This window comes from Kribbella sp. NBC_00709 (assembly GCF_036226565.1).
In the GTDB taxonomy this organism is placed as follows: Bacteria; Actinomycetota; Actinomycetes; order Propionibacteriales; family Kribbellaceae; genus Kribbella.
On sequence record NZ_CP108996.1, the window covers coordinates 3,885,891 to 3,902,539 of the forward strand.

13 protein-coding genes are annotated in these 16,649 nt (G+C 68.4%); 4 read left to right on the forward strand and 9 right to left on the reverse strand.

Features of this window, described 5'->3' with window-relative positions:
* Window positions 1-2: 2 nt before the first annotated feature.
* Both OHA18_RS19130 and OHA18_RS19135 read right to left on the reverse strand, forming a co-directional pair.
* Window positions 3-1,328: a cytochrome P450 gene (locus OHA18_RS19130; RefSeq protein ID WP_329005485.1), complete on the reverse strand. Its 1,326-nt coding sequence runs from the start codon at window positions 1,326-1,328 to the stop codon at window positions 3-5.
* Window positions 1,329-1,431: 103 nt separating this feature from the next.
* A complete protein-coding gene (locus tag OHA18_RS19135) occupies window positions 1,432-4,446 on the reverse strand; it encodes an alpha-mannosidase (RefSeq protein WP_329005486.1) in 3,015 nt (1,004 codons plus the stop codon).
* Between the two features lie 188 nt (window positions 4,447-4,634).
* On the opposite strand from OHA18_RS19135, the gene OHA18_RS19140 reads away from it, so the two are divergent.
* On the forward strand, window positions 4,635-5,672 hold the full coding sequence (locus OHA18_RS19140) for a TAXI family TRAP transporter solute-binding subunit (RefSeq protein ID WP_329005487.1): 1,038 nt from the start codon (window positions 4,635-4,637) through the stop codon (window positions 5,670-5,672).
* 7 nt (window positions 5,673-5,679) lie between these two features.
* On the opposite strand, the gene OHA18_RS19145 is transcribed toward OHA18_RS19140, so the two are convergent.
* Both OHA18_RS19145 and OHA18_RS19150 read right to left on the reverse strand, forming a co-directional pair.
* A complete protein-coding gene (locus tag OHA18_RS19145; RefSeq protein ID WP_329005488.1) occupies window positions 5,680-7,023 on the reverse strand; it encodes a sensor histidine kinase in 1,344 nt (447 codons plus the stop codon).
* A gap of 36 nt (window positions 7,024-7,059) precedes the next feature.
* The gene (locus OHA18_RS19150; RefSeq protein WP_012918592.1) at window positions 7,060-7,725 is read right to left on the reverse strand and encodes a response regulator transcription factor; all 666 of its coding nucleotides are present in this window, start codon (window positions 7,723-7,725) and stop codon (window positions 7,060-7,062) included.
* A 118-nt stretch (window positions 7,726-7,843) separates the two neighbouring features.
* Here OHA18_RS19150 and OHA18_RS19155 point away from each other — a divergent pair, with 118 nt between their 5' ends.
* The gene (locus OHA18_RS19155) at window positions 7,844-9,817 is read left to right on the forward strand and encodes a TRAP transporter permease (RefSeq protein ID WP_329005489.1); all 1,974 of its coding nucleotides are present in this window, start codon (window positions 7,844-7,846) and stop codon (window positions 9,815-9,817) included.
* 29 nt (window positions 9,818-9,846) lie between these two features.
* Complete coding sequence (locus tag OHA18_RS19160) at window positions 9,847-10,812, forward strand: TAXI family TRAP transporter solute-binding subunit (RefSeq protein WP_329005490.1); 966 nt, start codon at window positions 9,847-9,849, stop codon at window positions 10,810-10,812.
* Window positions 10,813-11,049: 237 nt separating this feature from the next.
* Here the strand turns inward: OHA18_RS19160 and OHA18_RS19165 are convergent, their stop codons facing one another.
* The 4 genes from OHA18_RS19165 to OHA18_RS19180 form a co-directional block, all read right to left on the reverse strand.
* Entirely contained in the window at window positions 11,050-11,718 is a 669-nt protein-coding gene (locus OHA18_RS19165; protein ID WP_329005491.1) for a hypothetical protein, read from the reverse strand.
* A 163-nt stretch (window positions 11,719-11,881) separates the two neighbouring features.
* Window positions 11,882-12,946 (reverse strand): L-glyceraldehyde 3-phosphate reductase, encoded by a 1,065-nt coding sequence (gene mgrA, locus OHA18_RS19170; RefSeq protein ID WP_329005493.1) that lies wholly within the window; start codon window positions 12,944-12,946, stop codon window positions 11,882-11,884.
* A gap of 84 nt (window positions 12,947-13,030) precedes the next feature.
* Window positions 13,031-13,918 (reverse strand): phosphotransferase family protein, encoded by an 888-nt coding sequence (locus tag OHA18_RS19175; RefSeq protein ID WP_329005494.1) that lies wholly within the window; start codon window positions 13,916-13,918, stop codon window positions 13,031-13,033.
* Between the two features lie 44 nt (window positions 13,919-13,962).
* Window positions 13,963-14,769, reverse strand: coding sequence for an MBL fold metallo-hydrolase (locus OHA18_RS19180; protein ID WP_329005495.1), 807 nt, complete (start codon window positions 14,767-14,769; stop codon window positions 13,963-13,965).
* Window positions 14,770-14,889: 120 nt separating this feature from the next.
* On the opposite strand from OHA18_RS19180, the gene OHA18_RS19185 reads away from it, so the two are divergent.
* Window positions 14,890-15,513 (forward strand): flavin reductase family protein, encoded by a 624-nt coding sequence (locus tag OHA18_RS19185; protein WP_329005496.1) that lies wholly within the window; start codon window positions 14,890-14,892, stop codon window positions 15,511-15,513.
* 54 nt (window positions 15,514-15,567) lie between these two features.
* On the opposite strand, the gene OHA18_RS19190 is transcribed toward OHA18_RS19185, so the two are convergent.
* On the reverse strand, window positions 15,568-16,524 hold the full coding sequence (locus tag OHA18_RS19190) for a hypothetical protein (protein WP_329005497.1): 957 nt from the start codon (window positions 16,522-16,524) through the stop codon (window positions 15,568-15,570).
* Window positions 16,525-16,649 lie beyond the last annotated feature (125 nt).

The following is a 16,649-nucleotide window of genomic DNA, read 5'->3' on the forward strand; positions in this document are numbered from 1 at the left end:
TGCTAGCGGCGGGTCACGGTCACCTCGGCGCCGTGGCGGGGGACCAGGGTGACGTTCTTGGCCTGGGCCGGCTCGGGTTTGGGGTGCGGGGCCTGGAAGTTGTACGCGGCGAGGGCAGCGCGGAGGATCTCGGTGCCTTCCATCAGCGAGAAGCCGGCGCCGATGCAGCGGCGGGCGCCGCCGCCGAAGGGCATCCAGGTGCCGGGCGCCGGCGGGTCGTCGGACAGGAACCGTTGCGGGCGGAACTCCGTCGGCATCGGGAAAAGCTCCCCGTCCCGGTGGACCAGCCCGATCGCGGCCATGATCGTCGTACCGCGCGGCAGGCGGTAGCCGGCGACGTCGGTGGTCTCGGTGAGCCGACGGCCGACCTGGTACACCACCGGATGCAGCCGCAGCGCCTCCTTGACGATCGCCTCCAGCTCGTCGTCGGCGCCGGCATCCGCGGCCCGCTGCCCGAACTCGAGATCCTGCGGCCGCCGCGCCAGCTCGTGGAACGCCCACGCCAGGGCCGTCGCCGTCGTCTCGTGCCCGGCCAGCAGCAACGTCACCAGCTGGTCCCGCAGCTCGACGTCCGACCAGTTGCCCGCAGCAAGCAAGCGCGAGAGTACGTCGTTGCGCCCGGCAAACGTTTCGCGGCGCTTGGCGATCTCGTCGTAAAGGATCTCGTCGACCTTCCGCTGGGTGTCCAGGTACGTCTTCCAGGGCCGGACCCGGAGCAGGGGCGGGTAGAAGCCGCCCAGCATGATCACCGGCGACACCGAGACGATCTTGTCCATCAGCGGCCGCAGCGTGTTCAGCCGGTCGATGTCGGTCACCCCGAAAATCACCTGCAGGATGATCTCGAGGGTCAGGTTCCGCATCCGTTCGTGCACCTTGAACGGCTTGTCCACCGGCCATTTCGCGACCTCGGCCTGCGCCAGCTCCAGCACCATCCCGGCGTACCCGCGCAGGGCCGCGCCGGAGAACGCCGGCATCAGCTGCTTGCGCATCCGGACGTGGTCCTCGTCGTCGAGCAGCAGCAACGAGTGCGATCCCATGATCGGCTCGAGGACCGTGTTCCCCTCGCCGGCGTGCATCACGGCGGGCGGGCTGCCGAACACCTCGCGGATGTGGTCCGGCCGGCTCAGTACGACGCAGACGCGGCTCGACGGCACCAGGCGGATCGTGAACACGTCGCCGTACTTCGCTCGCATCCGCGGGAAGAACGTCCGGCGATGACTCGCGAACAGCACGGTCTGCGCGAGCGTGGGGAGTTTCGGTCCGGGCGGGAGCGTGCGCGCCGTCTGCCGGTCGAGGTTCCGGGAACCGAGCAAGGGTGTCGCAGCCATACCCGCACGCTACGTCAGCCGGGTGAACGCCGGGCGGGGCTTACGACAAGAACTGGGGGCCTGGGACAGGCAATAACCTGTCCCAGGCCCCCAGAACCTATGCTCAGGCCCGCTTGAAGCGGAGGGTGAGGATCTGGAACGGACGGAGGTCCAGAGAGACTCCGTTGTCCGTCAGCTCGCGGTCCGCGAGGTCGCGTTCGAGCAGGTCGACCTCGGTCACCGACGCCGCCGCGAACGACGGTGTGATGGTGGCGCGGGAGCGGCCGCCGCTCGACTCGTAGAGCCGGACGACCACGTCGCCGGACTTGTCGTCGGCCAGCTTGATCGCCTCGACGATCACGTTGTCGTTGTTGATGGCAACGATCGGCGCGACGCCGTCGGTGCCGGTGACGACGCGCTCGGGCAGGTTGATCGCGTAGCCCTCCTCGATCGCCTCCGGGATCCCGGCGCCGACGACGAGCGCGTGGTTCACGATGTGCACGCCCTGGTCGGTCTTCGGGTCGGGGAACCGCGGCGCCCGGATCAGCGACGTGCGGATCGTGGTCGTCGTACCGCCGTCCTCGCGCGCGGTCCGGTTGATGTCGTGGCCGTACGTCGAGTCGTTGACGACGGCGACGCCGTACCCCGGCTCGCCGACGTGCACCCAGCGGTGCGCCGCGATCTCGAACTTCGCCGCGTCCCACGAGGTGTTCTGGTGGGTCGGCCGGAAGATGTGCCCGAACTGGGTCTCCGACGCCGACCGGTCGGCGTGCACGTCGACCGGGTACGCCGCCTTCAGGAACTTCTCCGACTCGTGCCAGTCCATCTCGGTCTCGATGTCGACCCGCTTGGTGCCCGGGCGGACCCGCAGCGTCTGGGTGACGGTGGACCGGCCGAACGAGCGATTCACCACGACGACGGCCTCGTCGTCGTCGGTGCTGAAGTCGACGCTGTCGACCTCGGTCACGTCGCGGACGTTGTTCTTGTAGAACGAGTCGACGTCCCACGCGTCCCAGTGGTTCGGGGTGTCCACGTGCAGCTGGAGAAGGTTGCCCACGGCGCCTGGCGCGATGACCTCGCGCTCGGCCTCGACGTCGTACAGCGAGGTGATCAGACCGCGCTCGTCGATCGTGACCCGGATGAGGCCGTTGTCGATCACGCCGTTCTCGACGGTGACCGGCGGGCCTGCGGTGGTAGCGACGCCCGCGCCGAGGCCGGCGACGCCGTTGCGGCCGTGCGGCGCGGCGTTGAACACGATCTGCTCATCACCCTCGCCGGCCAGCGCCTGCTGCGCGCGGGAGATGATCGCGTCGAGCTCGTCGGCGATCTTCGCGTAGGTCCGCTCGGCCTCGCGGTGCACCCACGAGATCGACGAGCCCGGCAGGATGTCGTGGAACTGGTGCAGCAGCGCCACCTTCCACAGCCGGTCCAGGTCCTCGTACGGGTACGTGTCCAGCTTGCCCGCAACCACGGCCGCGGTGGTCCACAGCTCGGCCTCACGGAGCAGGTGCTCGGTCCGCCGGTTGCCCTGCTTGGTCTTGGCCTGCGAGGTGTACGTCGCCCGGTGGATCTCCAGGTAGAGCTCGCCGCTCCAGACCGGCGCGTGCTCGCGGTACTCGTCCTCGGCCGCGGCGAAGAACTCGGTCGGGGACTCGATCGTCACCTTCGGCGAGGACTCCAGGTTCGCCACCCGGCGCGCTGTCGCGACGAACTCACGGGTGGGGCCGCCACCGCCGTCGCCGTACCCGAACGGAACCAGCGACCGGGTCGCGGCGCCGTTCTCCTGGAAGTTCCGCTGCGCGTGCGCGAGCTCGCGCCCGGACAGGTCGGAGTTGTACGTGTCGATCGGCGGGAAGTGGGTAAACACCCGGGTCCCGTCCAGGCCCTCCCACCAGAAGGTGTGGTGCGGGAACTTGTTCTCCTTGTTCCAGGAGATCTTCTGGGTCAGGAACCACTTCGAGCCGGACAGCTTCACCAGCTGCGGCAGCGCCGCGGTGTAGCCGAACGAGTCCGGCAGCCAGACCTCCTGGGTGTCGATCCCGTACTCGTCCAGGAAGAACCGCTTGCCGTGCACGAACTGCCGGGCCAGCGCCTCGCTGCCGGGCAGGTTGGTGTCGGACTCGACCCACATGCCGCCGACCGGGACGATGGTGCCCTCGGCAACGGCCTTCTTCAGCCGCTCCCAGACCTCCGGGTAGTTGTCCTTCACCCAGGCGTGCTGCTGGGCCTGCGAGAACGCGAAGACCAGCTCCGGGTACTCCTCGGCCAGGGTGGCGACGTTGGAGACCGTCCGGGCCACCTTGCGCCGGGTCTCCCGCAGCGGCCACAGCCACGCGGAGTCGATGTGCGCGTGCCCGACCGCGGACAGTTGGTGCGCGCTGGCGTGCGCCGGCCGGCTCAGTACGTCGGTCAGCTGCGCGCGGGCGTCCGCGGCGGTGCCGGCGACGTTCTCGTAGTCGAGGACGTCCAGCGAACGGCTCAGGGCGCGCAGGATCTCGCGGCGGCGGGGCTCCTGGGCGGACAGCTCGTTCTGCAGGCTGAACAGCGCCTCGAGGTCGAGGATCAGGTCCCAGACCTCGGCGTTGAACACGGCCAGGTCGGCGCGGGTCAGCTGGTAGATCGGGTGGTCGCCGAGCTTGGCGCCGATATCGGTCTTCGCGTAGGCGTTGTCGAGCGGGATCTCCGGGTTCGCGGCGCCCTCGACGTAGAACTCGATCCGGTCGCCGGCCGATGCCGCCGTACCGTCCGGGCCGAGGATCGACAGCGGGGCGTAGGTCTGCCGCGGGTGCAGGCCCTTGAGTGGCTTGCCGGAGGTGGTGTGCACCAGGCCCTCGGCGGAGAACCCGGGGCCGCCGCTGAAGCCGAGGTCGATGACCGCCTCGATCTCGCTGCCGGCCCACTCGGCCGGGACCTGGCCGCTGAACTTGAACCACGCGGTACCCCAGGCCGGACCCCACGGCAGGCCGATCTCGGCCTTCTCGTAGGTCTGGGCCAGCGCCTCGGCGGGGGAAACGGGCTCACCAGGTGCGTGCCACACCTCGATGTCCAGCGGGACCGCCGCGCCGTAGATCGCGGGGCGGAGCCGCTCCCGCAGGGCGCGCCTGAGCCGCTCCTCGATGAGTTGACGGTCGTCGTGCACGAAATCAGCCTCCGGGGAAGATCCTCACGCGGCCGCGACGACCGCACGGCTGACAACGCTGTCACACCTACCCCTGGCCCGTCCAGACGCAGTTTCCACCTGTTGTATACGTACCTGTGGGTAGCGGTTCGGTTGCGGGCCCGGGACACGGCTACCCCGGAGGCCCGGTTGTTGTCTAGGTTGTCTGCATGGATCGTCCCCGCCTGCTGACCCCTGCCCCGCCGACCGGGATGACGAGGCGCAGCGTGCTCGGCCTCGGCGCCGCGGCTGCTTCGGCGCTGCTGGTGCCCGGCTGCTCGCGCGGCCGCGCGGACGAGCCTGCTCCCGCCGCGGCGGGGACCTTCGTGACCGGCAACGTCGGCGGCGTCTACAACGTGTTCGGTGCGGCGCTCAGCGGGCTGGTCAGCGAGGTCACCGGCATGGAGCTGAAACCGATCGTGAGCAACGGATCGGTGGACAACCTGATGAAGGTCGCGGGCCGCTTCGCCGACCTGGGGTTCTGTACGTCGGACTCGGCGCTGGCGGCGTACGAGGGCACCGGCGAGTTCAAGGGTCCGCTGCGGTTCACCGCGCTGGCCCGGGTGTACGACAACTACGTGCACGTCGTCGTACCGATGGCCTCGAAGGCGAAGGACCTGACGGACCTGAACCCGTCGAAGGACGACCCGACGAGACGGAAGATGGTCGTCAGCGTCGGGCCGAAGAACTCCGGTACCCAGGTCATCGCCGACATGATCCTGAACACCGCGGGCGTCGATGTGACCCGGGTCAACATGACCCTGGAGGACTCGGTCGCCGCGCTGATCCCGAAGGGCAGTGCGACCCGAGGCTCGATCGACGCGTTCATCTGGAGCGGCGGTGTCCCGACGAAGCCGATCGCGGAGCTGCAGACCACGCTCGGCTTCCGGCTGCTGGACATCGGGAAGGTGGCCCAGACGATCGCGCTGCGGGAGTTCGGCGGTTTCGTGGTCTCGTCGATCCCGCCCTCGCAGTACGGACTGGCCAGCTCGGTGCCGACGCTGTCGGTGCCGAACTACCTGATCGCCAGGCCGAACCTGTCCGACTCGTGGGCCTGGTGGACGGTCAACACGCTGTTCCGTCGGCAGAACGACTTGATCAAGCAGCACCCGGAAGCCGGTGCCCTCGACCCGCGCTCCGCGATCTCCACCATGCCGGTCCCGCTGCATCCCGCCGCGGAACGCTGGTACCGGCAGAACCACATCTGACGCCGAGCTACATGTCGTAGTCGTCGATCAGGGGGACGCGGACCTCGATCACGAGCCCGCCGCCGATCGGTGGGCGGGCGACCACGCGGCCGCCGACCCGGGCCGCCTCGGAGCGGACGATCGCCAGGCCGAGCCCGGTGCCGGGCATCTCCCGGTGGTGCGCGCTGCGCCAGAACCGCTCGCCGACCTTCTTCAGGTCCCGCGAGCCCAGGCCCAGGCCGTGGTCGCGGACCGACATCACCACCTCGGTGCCGTCCCGGGTGACCGAGACCTCCACCGGCGGAGCGCCGTACTTGGACGCGTTGTCCAGCAGTACGTCGAGGATGTCGTCGACCTCGAGCTCCGGCGCGACCCCGCCCGGGACCATCTCGCCGACGATCAGCTCCAGGTCGTCGGCGGCGTACACGGCCTTCCAGCCGACCAGCCGCTCCTTCACCGCCTGAGCCAGGTCCAGCGGCTCTTCGTTGCCTTCGGCATCGGCTGCCGAGGGGCGGTCCGAGCCGGCCAGCCGGGACAGCCGCTGGACGATCCGGCCGAGCCGGTCGATGTCGCTGAGCGCGAACCGCGCGGTCGGCGACAACCGGGACAGGCCCTCGATGTGGATCCGGGCCGAGGTCAGCGGGGTCCGCAGCTGGTGCGACGCGTCCGCGACGAACTCGCGCTCACGCTGGCGGGCCTGGTGCAGGCTCAGCGCCATCGAGTTGAAGCTGTCGCCGAGGCGGCGTAGCTCGGGTGCACGACCGTCCGTCGACACTCTGGTGTCGAGCGCGCCACGGGTGATCTGGTGGGTCGCGTTGTCGAGGTCCTGCAGCGGCCGCAGCACCCAGCGGGTGATCGGCCGGACGATGCCGACGATGATCGCGCCCATGCTGATCAGCAGGCCGCCGAGGAGCAGCAGCAGACCACGCTGAACCTGGTCACGGGCGCTCTCGGTCGGCACCCGCAGTACGGCGGCGCCGAGGACGCTGCCGTTGTTGACGACCGGACGGGACACGATCATCTCGCCGGAGCGCCACGGCCACAGCGCCGGCGGCTCGGCCGGGAGCCGGCCGGCCAGCGTGCTGTGCAGCGCGGCGGCGATGTCGGGCTCCTTCACGTCCACCCCGGACACCGAGGTGGCCACGACGCGGGAGTCGACGTCGACGACGAAGACCGGTGTGTTGTACAGCTCGTGGTACCGGACGGCCAGCTCACGCAGGTTTGCGATGTCACCGGTCTGCAGCGGGGACTCCGCCATGGTGGCGAACCAGTCCGCGTCGTTGCTCCGGGACAGGAACAGCGTGCGCGACGTACTCGTGGCGATGAAGTTCGCCAGCGGGATGACGGCGACGATCGCCAGGGCGACGACCATCGGGACGAGGGACTGCAGTAGTCGACGGCGCAACGGTCAGTCCGAACCCAGTCGGTACCCGACGCCGCGGATGGTCTGCACCAGTTCGGGGCGACCGAGCTTCGCGCGCAGGCTGGCCACGTGCACGTCCATGGTCCGCGAGGACGCCTCGAAGACCGACTGCCAGGCGTACAGCGCGACCTGTTCACGGGGGACCACCCGGCCGTGGTGAGCGGCCAGCACTGCTAGCACGTCGAACTCCTTGCGGGTCAGGCTGATGGGCTTGTCCGCCACCTGAACGGTCCGGGCCTCTATGTCTACGGTCAGGTCGCCGACGGTCACCCGGGGGCGGGGCTGCAGGAGGCCGGTACGACGAAGTACAGCATCGATGCGGGCCAGTAGCTCGGAAATCGCGAACGGTTTGACCACATAGTCGTCGGCGCCGCTGCGCAGACCCCGGACCCGGTCCGCGGCCTCGCCGCGTGCGGTCACCGCGATCACCGGCACATCGGAGACCGTGCGGATCTGCCGGCACACGTTGATACCGTCCCCGTCCGGCAGTCCGAGGTCCAGCAGGACCAGGTCGCCGGGATCCGCCGCCAGGGCGTCGGCCGCGGTGCGAACGTGCGTCACCATCAGGCCGTAGCGCCGCAAGGCGGGTATCAGGGCATTGGCGATATCGAGATCGTCCTCGACCAGCAGAATCCGCACCGCGCCACTCATGCGGTGATCGTAGGCCAGGTCACGGCCCGATGTGTCAGATCTTGGTAAAGACGTAATCACGCGACTCCACGCAGTGTTCGGCAACATTAGCCTTCCGACCACAGGAGGGAACTAGTCGATGACTGTCGGTGTTGACCCGGGGGGCACGGCCGCGCCCTCCGAGGAGGAACTGGCCGAGTACGAGCAGGAACGCCCCGCTCGGCGGCTCCGGCCTGCCCTGGAGACAGTGATCTCGGTCTGGTGCGCAATCGTTAGCATCGGCGTGCTCGCGCAGGTGTTCTTCCCACTACCACAGGGCACGCAGTTCTACTTGGTGATCTTTCTCGCAGCCGTTCTGCCGATCACCCTGCTGTGTTACCGCGGCGTTCGTCTCCCCGGCCGGGCTCGCACGCATGACGACCCAGGCGTCGTGGACTGGATTCTCGCCGTTGTCGCCCTGGCCGTGTGTGTCTATCCGCTCTTCGGCTTCGACGGGTTCCTCGAACGGCGGCAGGCTCCGACCACGCTGGACGTGATCGCCGGCGCGCTGTTGCTGATCCTGTTGCTCGAGGCGTGTCGCCGTACCACCGGCTGGGTCCTGCCGGTCGTCAGCCTGCTGTTCATCGCGTACGCGTACTACGGCGGCTACCTGCCCTACACGTGGTCGCTGGCGCACCAAGGATTCAACTTCGACGCGATCATCGCCCAGTTCACGATGGGTACGGCGGGGTTCTACGGGACACCGTTGAGCGTCGCGGCGTCGTACATCGTGCTCTTCACGATCTACGGCGCGGTGCTCGACTACTCGGGCGCCGGCAAGTTCTTCATCGATCTGTCGTTCGCGGCGTTCAAACGCAGTCGTACGGCGCCGGGCCGCACCGTGACCCTGGCCGGCTTCCTGCTCGGCAGCGTGTCGGGTTCGGGTACGGCGACCGCCGTATCGCTCGGCACGGTGTCATGGCCGATCCTGCGCCGGGCCGGGTATCCGCCCGAGCCGGCCGGTGGAATGCTCGCCGCCTCAGGGATCGGCGCGATCCTGTCGCCGCCGACGCTCGGTGCGGCGGCGTTCATCATCGCGGAGTTCCTGCAGGTGTCGTACCTGAAGGTGCTCGGGTTCGCCGTGATCCCGACGATCCTGTACTACCTGGGCATTCTGCTCGCGATCGAGATCGACGCCCGCAAGCACGGGACGACGTCGGCGGAGACCTCGACGGACTCGGCGCTGCGGCTGCTGCTGCGGTTCGGGTACCACTTCCTGTCGTTGTTCGTGATCATCGCGTTCATGGCGGTCGACGTACCGCCGTTCAAGGCTGTGGTCTACGCGGTGATCATCCAGTTCGGGTTGTCGTTCCTCGACCGCGAGCACCGGCTGACCGGCCGGCCGTTGTTCAAAGCGCTTGCCCAGGGCACCCGTTCGGTGCTGCCGGTGGCGGCGACCTGTGCGACCGCGGGCGTGATCGTCGCGGTCACCACGCAGACCGGGCTCGGACTGAACCTGGCCGAGATCATCGTCAACGCGGCGCATGGCCTGACCTCGAACCACACCGCCGTCCTGATCCTGACCGTGGTGCTGTCCGGGTTCGCCGTACTGATCCTCGGGCTCGCGGTGCCGGTGACCGCGTCGTTCATCATCGCGGCGGTGATCATCTCGCCGGCATTGGTGAATCTCGGGGTGACGCAGCCCGAGGCGTACATGTTCATCTTCTACTACGCCGTCCTGTCCGAGGTCTCGCCGCCGACCGCACTCGCGGCGGTGGCGACGGCCGCGATCACCGGCGGCAAGGTGATGCCGACGATGTGGCAGGCGTGGAAGTACACGCTGCCGGCGTTCCTGGTGCCGTTCGCGTTCGTGCTCACCGACAACGGCGCGCACCTGCTCGGTCAGGGATCGTTCGTCGGGATGGTGTGGACCACGTTGGTGTCGATGCTCGCCGTCGCCGCGCTCGCCGTCGTGACAGGTGGCTGGGTGTTCGTCCGGGCGACCTGGCTGGAGCGGGCGGTCTGCGGTCCGGCGGCGGCGCTGCTGCTGTACCTCGCGCCCGTAACCATCACGGCCGGGATCGGTTTGCTACTTGTTGCCGTCGTCATCAATCTGGTCCGGCGGCAGCGCTAGGCCTCTTCCGCGGAAGGAACCGTTGCCTCATGAGACTCCGCACCACTGTCGTGGCGCTTGCTGCTGTCGTCTCGCTGACTGCCTGCGGCGGACAGCGTGAACCTGCCGGGTCCTCGGACAGCGGCGGGCGACTGACGATTGCCACCGGCAACACGACGGGGGTGTACTACCAGCTCGGTGGTGCGCTGGCCTCGGTGATCTCACAGAAGGTGTCCGGCTACCGGGCGACGGCGAGCGAGACCGGCGCCTCGGTGCAGAACATCCAGGGTCTGGTCGCGGGCAACTACGACATCGCGTTCTCGCTCGGCGACTCGGCCTCGGACGCGGTCAAGGGTGAGAACAGCTTCAAGTCCAAGCAGGACGTGGTCGCGCTGACCCGGCTGTACAACAACTACACGCAGGTCGCCGTACGGACATCGGCCGGGGTCAACTCGATCGCGGACCTGAAGGGCAAGCGGGTCTCGACCGGTTCGCCGAACTCCGGGACCGAGGTGATCGCTCGCCGCCTGCTGGAGGCGGCCGGACTCGACCCGGCCAAGGACGTCACCGCGCAGCGGCTCGGGCTGCCGGAGTCGGTGGACGCGATGAAGTCCGGCTCGATCGACGCACTGGTATGGTCCGGTGGTCTGCCCACGGGCGGGATCACCGACCTGATCACCAGCATGGGCAAGGGCGTGAAACTGTTGCCGATCACCGACCTGTTGCCGAAAATGCAGGAGACGTACGGTTCGATCTACGCGCAGGCGCCGATCCCGGCAGCGACGTACAAGCAGGCGGCCGACGTACCGACGATCATCGTGCCGAACGTGCTGCTGGTCCGTAAGGACATGAAGGACGAGCTCGCCGAACAGCTGACGAAGGTCATCTACGACAACATGGATGCACTGGTCGCGGTGAACGCCGCCGCGAAGGGCATCACGCTCGACAACGCCGACAAGACCGACCCGGTGCCGTTGCACCCCGGCGCGAAGAAGGCGATCGACGGGCTGAAATAGCTGCACACTGGTTTGCGAGCGGGTACCGGACCTCAGGGGACCGGATCGGCTCGGTGACCAGCTCACAGACCGTCCTCCCCCGCACACCAGGCGCAGCGGGGGAGGACGCAGGGCCCGCCTCCGCAATCAAGGCGCAGCGGCGGCGGGACCTACGCCGGCCCCACAACCAGGCGCAGTGAGTGCCGGCGGACCGGGTCCCAGCGGAGGCATCCGTTCGGGGCCCGGTCACCTTTTTGTCTAGCGGGGCTCTTCTTCGTGCGGCATCTCTTCGGGCGGCATCGCTGTCCCGTAGAGGTAGTGCGAGAGCGCCGAGTCGCGCTTGGGGTGTGCGTGGTACTTGATCGGCACCACGCGTCCTTCGGCGCTGTCCCAGGCGTTGTCGGCCATCCGCCACATCCGGTGCGCGAGCCGGCCGGCCTTGCCGGTGTGCGGCGAGGACGGGTGCGCTCTGGTGGGCGCGACCTCCTCCGCCTCCAGCAGGTCTTCGGTCAACGTGTTCACGCCTTGGCCGTCGAGCTGCTCACAGATCTGCCGGCTGTACGTCGTCTCCAGCTGCTCGTGCTCTCCGAGCAGCCTGTCGATGTGCTGCCAGAGGTCGGCGTGATGGAGATGCAGGAACCGGCTGTCGCCGTACTGCCGTCCCTTCAGGAACCGCAGTGAGCGCTCGAGTTCCTTGGCATTGCCGAGGTACCTGGTGACCATGTGCGCACCGTCGGGGAGACGCTGGACGTGCGGGAGGAGCACGTCTTCGGCAGCGGCCAGGTGCTGGGCGGCGATGGCGTAGAACCAGTCGGTCTGGTGCCTGTGCTCAGGGTGGGCCGCATCCGGGTGGTGGGCCGGCTCGGCCAGCTCCCGGATCTTCGAGTGTTCGTAGCTGAGGGCCATTTCGAGCGTCGAAGCGGTCATCTCAACCACCTCCAGAGGGTCTACACCCAGCGTGTGCCCATCCTCGGCGGACCGCAACCACCCCACCCCGCTCCGTAACCTTCCGGTGAGCGAACGCGCCCGCCGCGTGGATGCGGCGGGCGCTTCTGCTCGTGCCTTGGGGCTTGAAGTTGTCGGCGTTGGGTCAGCCGTCCGAGCTCTTCTTCCAGAGGTTGATGCCGGCTTCCACCGCGTCGGCGTCGATGGCCTCGAGCTCCTCGGGGGAGAACTTCAGGTTGCGGACCGTGGCCAGGTTGTCCTCGAGCTGGGCGACGCTGGAGGCGCCGATCAGCGCGCTGGTGACGCGGTCGTCGCGGAGCGTCCAGGCCAGGGCGAGCTGGGCGACGGACTGGCCGCGCTCCTTGGCGATCTCGCTCAGGGCGCGGACGTGCTTGAGCGTGTCCTCGGTCAGCGAGTCCGGGTTGAGCGACTTGCCCTGCGCCGCGCGGGAGTCGGACGGGATGCCGTCCAGGTAGCGGTCCGTGAGCACACCCTGCGCCAGCGGCGAGAACGCGATCACGCCGACGCCGAGCTCACCGACGGCATCCAGCAGGTCCTCCTCGATCCACCGGTTCAGCATCGAGTAGGACGGCTGGTGGATGAGCAGCGGCGTACCGAGCTCCTGCAGGATGCGCGCCGCCTCCCGCGTCCGATCCGCGGAGTACGACGAGATGCCGGCGTACAGCGCCTTGCCCGAGCGGACCGCCGCGTCGAGCGCACCCATCGTCTCCTCGAGCGGGGTGTCGGGGTCGAACCGGTGCGAGTAGAAGATGTCGACGTAGTCCAGGCCCATCCGGCTCAGTGACTGGTCCAGCGAGGCGAGCAGGTACTTCCGCGAGCCGCCGCCCTGACCGTACGGCCCCGGCCACATGTCGTACCCGGCCTTGGTCGAGATGATCAGCTCGTCGCGGTACTGCTGGAAGTCCCGCGCGAAGTGCGTGCCGAAGTTCGTCTCGGCCGACCCGTACGGCGGGCCGTAGTTGTTCGCCAGGTCGAAGTGCGTGACGCCGAGGTCGAACGCCCGCCGCAGGATGTCGCGCTGCGTCACGAACGGCTTGTCGTCGCCGAAGTTGTGCCACAAGCCCAGCGAGATCGCCGGCAGCTGCAGCCCACTCCGCCCCGTCCGCCGGTAGCTCATCTTGTCGTCATACCGGCCCTCAGCCGCCACATAATCAGTCACGGAAGCCCAGTCTGCCCCATCCTCCAGCATTCGCAAACCCCTTGTTTTCAAGCAGAAACCCCACAACTGACACCAAGAACCCCGCCTTCTTGATCGTGTCGCCGAGCTGGGCGGTCAGGTCAGGGTGGACCACGGTGCGGGTGGGGCGGCAGCGAAGAATCTGAGCAGGCCGAGGAGGCGGCTGGCTGTGGGTGCGGTCCAGTGCCGTTGGCCCGGCCAAGGAGTGGCAGGAAGTTTGCCGAGAGCCCACTCGAGGTGCAGCCAGACTGCGGCCGCGGCCAGCTCGTCCTCCGCTCCGGCGGACCGGCTGTGGCGGATGTAGCCGGGCAGGAGCGCGGCCACGTCTTCGAGGGGGAGCTTCGCGAAGTCCACCTCCGCCGGAGCGACAGTCGCGTCACCCCAGTCGATGAGCGCCGTGAGCCGTCCGTCGGTGTCCACAAGAAGGTTGTGCGCGGCAACATCTCCGTGGATCAGGGTCTTCGGCCGGCCGCGATCGAACCGGGTCGAGAGCCGGCGGAACCAGTCGGTGAGCCACTGGGCGGCGCCGGTGTCGAGGTAACCGCGGCCCGCCAGGTCGTCGATGGTCCGCCACGGGTCACCCCAGTCGTCCCGGGGGAGATCCGGGAGATCCGGGAGGTCGGGGAGGTCAGGGGAGCAGGCGTCGTGCAGTCGTGCGAGATGCTCGGCGAGCTCGATCGGCACCGCGGTTGGCTCGGCGCCGTGCACGCGCTCCATGACGACGTACGGAGCATCGATGACCGCTCGGCCGTCGTCGTACTCGATGATCGCGGGGGTCAGCACGCCGGCCGCGCGGGCGATCGGGACGACGGTGGTCTCCTTGCGCAGATCGACCTCGAATCCCGGTCGCGCTACGCGCAGGAACAGCTTGTCGCCGAACACGAAGCCGCGGTTCGCGACCCCGCCCCGCACCTCCGTCACCTGCCCGAGCACCCCGTACCGACGCGCCAACGCATCCACCTGAGACAAGAGGTCGTCGTCCAAGCCAGGTGTCCCTTCGTCGTCGTTTCGTGCCGGGATCGGCCTGGTCAGGGGTTGTCTGCCTGCGCTCGGGCCAACGCCAGCTCGAACGCACGTGGGTGCACCGGCGAGTCTGCGCGCGCTTCCTCCGGCGACCGCTCTCCGGCGATGACCTGCCGAAGGAGCTCTGCGACAGCGTCCAACTGCTCGGTGAATGACTCGACGAACGACCGGTCGGTGACGTCCCCATGCCCCGGAGCAACCGGGCCGTGGAGCCGGCCGATGACACGCCGCATCGTCTGAGGCCACTCCAGCGGGTAGCTGTCGCGGTACCCGGGTGGACCGTTCTGTTTCACGAGATCTCCGACGAAGGTGACTGAACAGTCGGGGATCTCGACGATCAGGTCGCCGTCGGTGTGTCCTCTGCCCAAGTAGCGCAGGTGGATCTCCCGACCACCGACCGAGAGCTGCTGCTCTGTCTCGACGAAGTTGGTCGGCGGTGTCATCCGCACCGCACCGAGCGCTGTCGCCATGGCGCTGAACGGCTCGGTGGTCATCAGCAGCTTCCGCATCGGCTCGCTCGTCGCCGCCATGAATGCGGGCAGCGACCGATGTCCCCAGATCGGTACATCGCCGAAGGCGGCATTGCCGAAGACATGATCCCAATGGCCGTGGGTGTTGACCACGCTGACGATCGGCTCGTCCGAAAGCTTGCGAATGTCGGCGATCAGCTCCTGCGCGTGAACTTCCGTGGCTCGGGTGTCGACGACCAGCAGCCCGGCGCCGCTGCCGATGACCCCGACATTCTCGTCACCGTAGTCGTAGCGGCGGAACCACACCTTGTCTGCAAGCTCATCCCACTGCCCAGCGCCCATCCGCTCAACGTAGTGGCAGGCCGGACGACGGTCGACTTGATAACGGCAGGTCGGCTGCTCGACCGTGGTCCTTGTCCCCGGTGTGACGGCGCGGTGCCGCAACCCGACACAATTGGTGGCGTGCGTATCGACGTGGATCCGGAAGTGGTGAGTCGGCGGGAGTTCTACGCCTTGCTGAACTCCGTGGTGGTGCCGCGGCCGATCGCCTGGGTGTCGAGCCGGTCGGCCGACGGCGTGCTGAACCTCGCGCCGCACTCGTTCTTCACCGTTTCGTGCGTGCAGCCGCCGATGGTGCAGTTCACCTCGGTCGGGCGGAAGGACAGTCTGAACAACGTGGAGGCGACCGGCGAGTTCGTGGTGAACTTCGCCGCGGAGCCGCTGTACGAGCAGGTGAACGCTTCCGGGACGAACTTCCCGCCGGAGATCTCTGAGTTCGAGGCGATCGGCGTGACCACCGAGGCGTCGCGGACCGTCTCCGTCCCACGGGTCGCGGAGTCGCCCGTGGCGATCGAGTGCACCCTGCACACCACCCTCGAACTCGGCGACTGCACCCTCGTGATCGGTCAGGTCCGGCACCTCGCGATCGACGCCGCGGTGATGGACGGCGATCATCCCGACGTCCGTCGGCTCCGCCCGCTCGCCCGCCTCGGCAAGGACGAGTGGAGCACCCTCGGCGAGGTCCGGGAGATCTCCCGGATCCGTCACTCCGACTGGCCTGGTCACTTCACACCTCCTGGTCGCTGAACAGTTCCGCCGGCTGCACAGGTCGACGCGCCGAATAGTTGCTTGAGGCACCTGTCATGGCCGGATCCTCGACGTCGCCTCCCGGGTCGCCAGGACCTTGGTGAGGGACTCGAGCTCGGGGGACAACCGCAGCGGGGTGTAGTCCGGCGACAGCGTCGTCGCCGGCAGCCAGCGGAAGTCGGGAGTCACCATGAAGACGTCCGGCGACAGTGGGCCAGGATCGTGGGCGTAGCTGCGGGCGGCCACGTTGAGCAGGAGACCGAGGGCCGGGATGACGGACAGGTCCCGGATCACGTGCAGCATCAGCGTGTCCCGGGCCGGCACGGCGGCGAGGACGCCGTGTGGTGCCTGATCCACGTGCAGGGACTCTCGGAGAACGGTGTCGAGAACGAGCGCCCGGGAGGCGGCGAAGGGCGTCCCGGTGACGAAGGCGACGTGGAGATCCTCATGATCGACGCGCTCGACCCGGTCGGTCAGAAGGCGGAGGTTGGCCAGACCGAAGCGCTCTGCATCCGGCCAGCTGAGGCCCATATCGGTCGGATCGAGAAACATGGTCACGATCCCGTCGTCGGTCGTGGACGGGACGGACAGCAGGCCGGGCAGGAAGTCTGGCCGGTCCGCGGTCCACTGCGGAGGTAATGCATCGCGGGGGACGAGCCGCTGGATCAGCTCACGCTCGGGATCCGCCGGTGCTCTCGGTGGACCTTGGCGGAACTGCTCCAGCATCTGGTCGAGGTGCTCCTCGACGAGCACCGGCCAGCGGTCCTCGTCGAACTGGGCGAGGACGCGGGCGAGGTTGCTCAGACCGAGCACCGGGGTGTCGGCGGAGCGGTCGGCCGGGACCAGAGCCGCGCCGCCCTGGTAACAGAGGTCGAGGCCTAGCTCGGCTGCGGTGGACAGGGCGAGGCGCACGAGTCGCGCGGCCTGGGCCTGCGACAACGGGGTCAGCATTGGGTCGGGACGGGCGGAGTTGTTGCCCTGGGCATGTTCGGTGAATGCGTCGATGGTCATCGGGAGTCCTCCTTCTCGGCAGAGAAAGTACGAGGATCGGCCCGTGCCGGAGACCACGATTCCAAACCTGTGGACAACTCCGGGATACGCTGCGCTGACCCGTCCGGGAGCCCGAAGGAGCCTGT

What these genes read in the sequence shown, in the direction of transcription:
- OHA18_RS19130 (WP_329005485.1), bottom strand. Translation starts at nt 1,328, where the DNA reads ATGGCTGCGACACCCTTGCTCGGTTCCCGGAACCTCGACCGGCAGACG.
- OHA18_RS19140 (WP_329005487.1), top strand. Translation starts at nt 4,635, where the DNA reads ATGGATCGTCCCCGCCTGCTGACCCCTGCCCCGCCGACCGGGATGACG.
- OHA18_RS19145 (WP_329005488.1), bottom strand. Translation starts at nt 7,023, where the DNA reads ATGGTCGTCGCCCTGGCGATCGTCGCCGTCATCCCGCTGGCGAACTTC.
- OHA18_RS19150 (WP_012918592.1), bottom strand. Translation starts at nt 7,725, where the DNA reads ATGAGTGGCGCGGTGCGGATTCTGCTGGTCGAGGACGATCTCGATATC.
- OHA18_RS19155 (WP_329005489.1), top strand. Translation starts at nt 7,844, where the DNA reads ATGACTGTCGGTGTTGACCCGGGGGGCACGGCCGCGCCCTCCGAGGAG.
- OHA18_RS19160 (WP_329005490.1), top strand. Translation starts at nt 9,847, where the DNA reads ATGAGACTCCGCACCACTGTCGTGGCGCTTGCTGCTGTCGTCTCGCTG.
- OHA18_RS19165 (WP_329005491.1), bottom strand. Translation starts at nt 11,718, where the DNA reads ATGACCGCTTCGACGCTCGAAATGGCCCTCAGCTACGAACACTCGAAG.
- mgrA (WP_329005493.1), bottom strand. Translation starts at nt 12,946, where the DNA reads ATGCTGGAGGATGGGGCAGACTGGGCTTCCGTGACTGATTATGTGGCG.
- OHA18_RS19180 (WP_329005495.1), bottom strand. Translation starts at nt 14,769, where the DNA reads ATGGGCGCTGGGCAGTGGGATGAGCTTGCAGACAAGGTGTGGTTCCGC.
- OHA18_RS19190 (WP_329005497.1), bottom strand. Translation starts at nt 16,524, where the DNA reads ATGACCATCGACGCATTCACCGAACATGCCCAGGGCAACAACTCCGCC.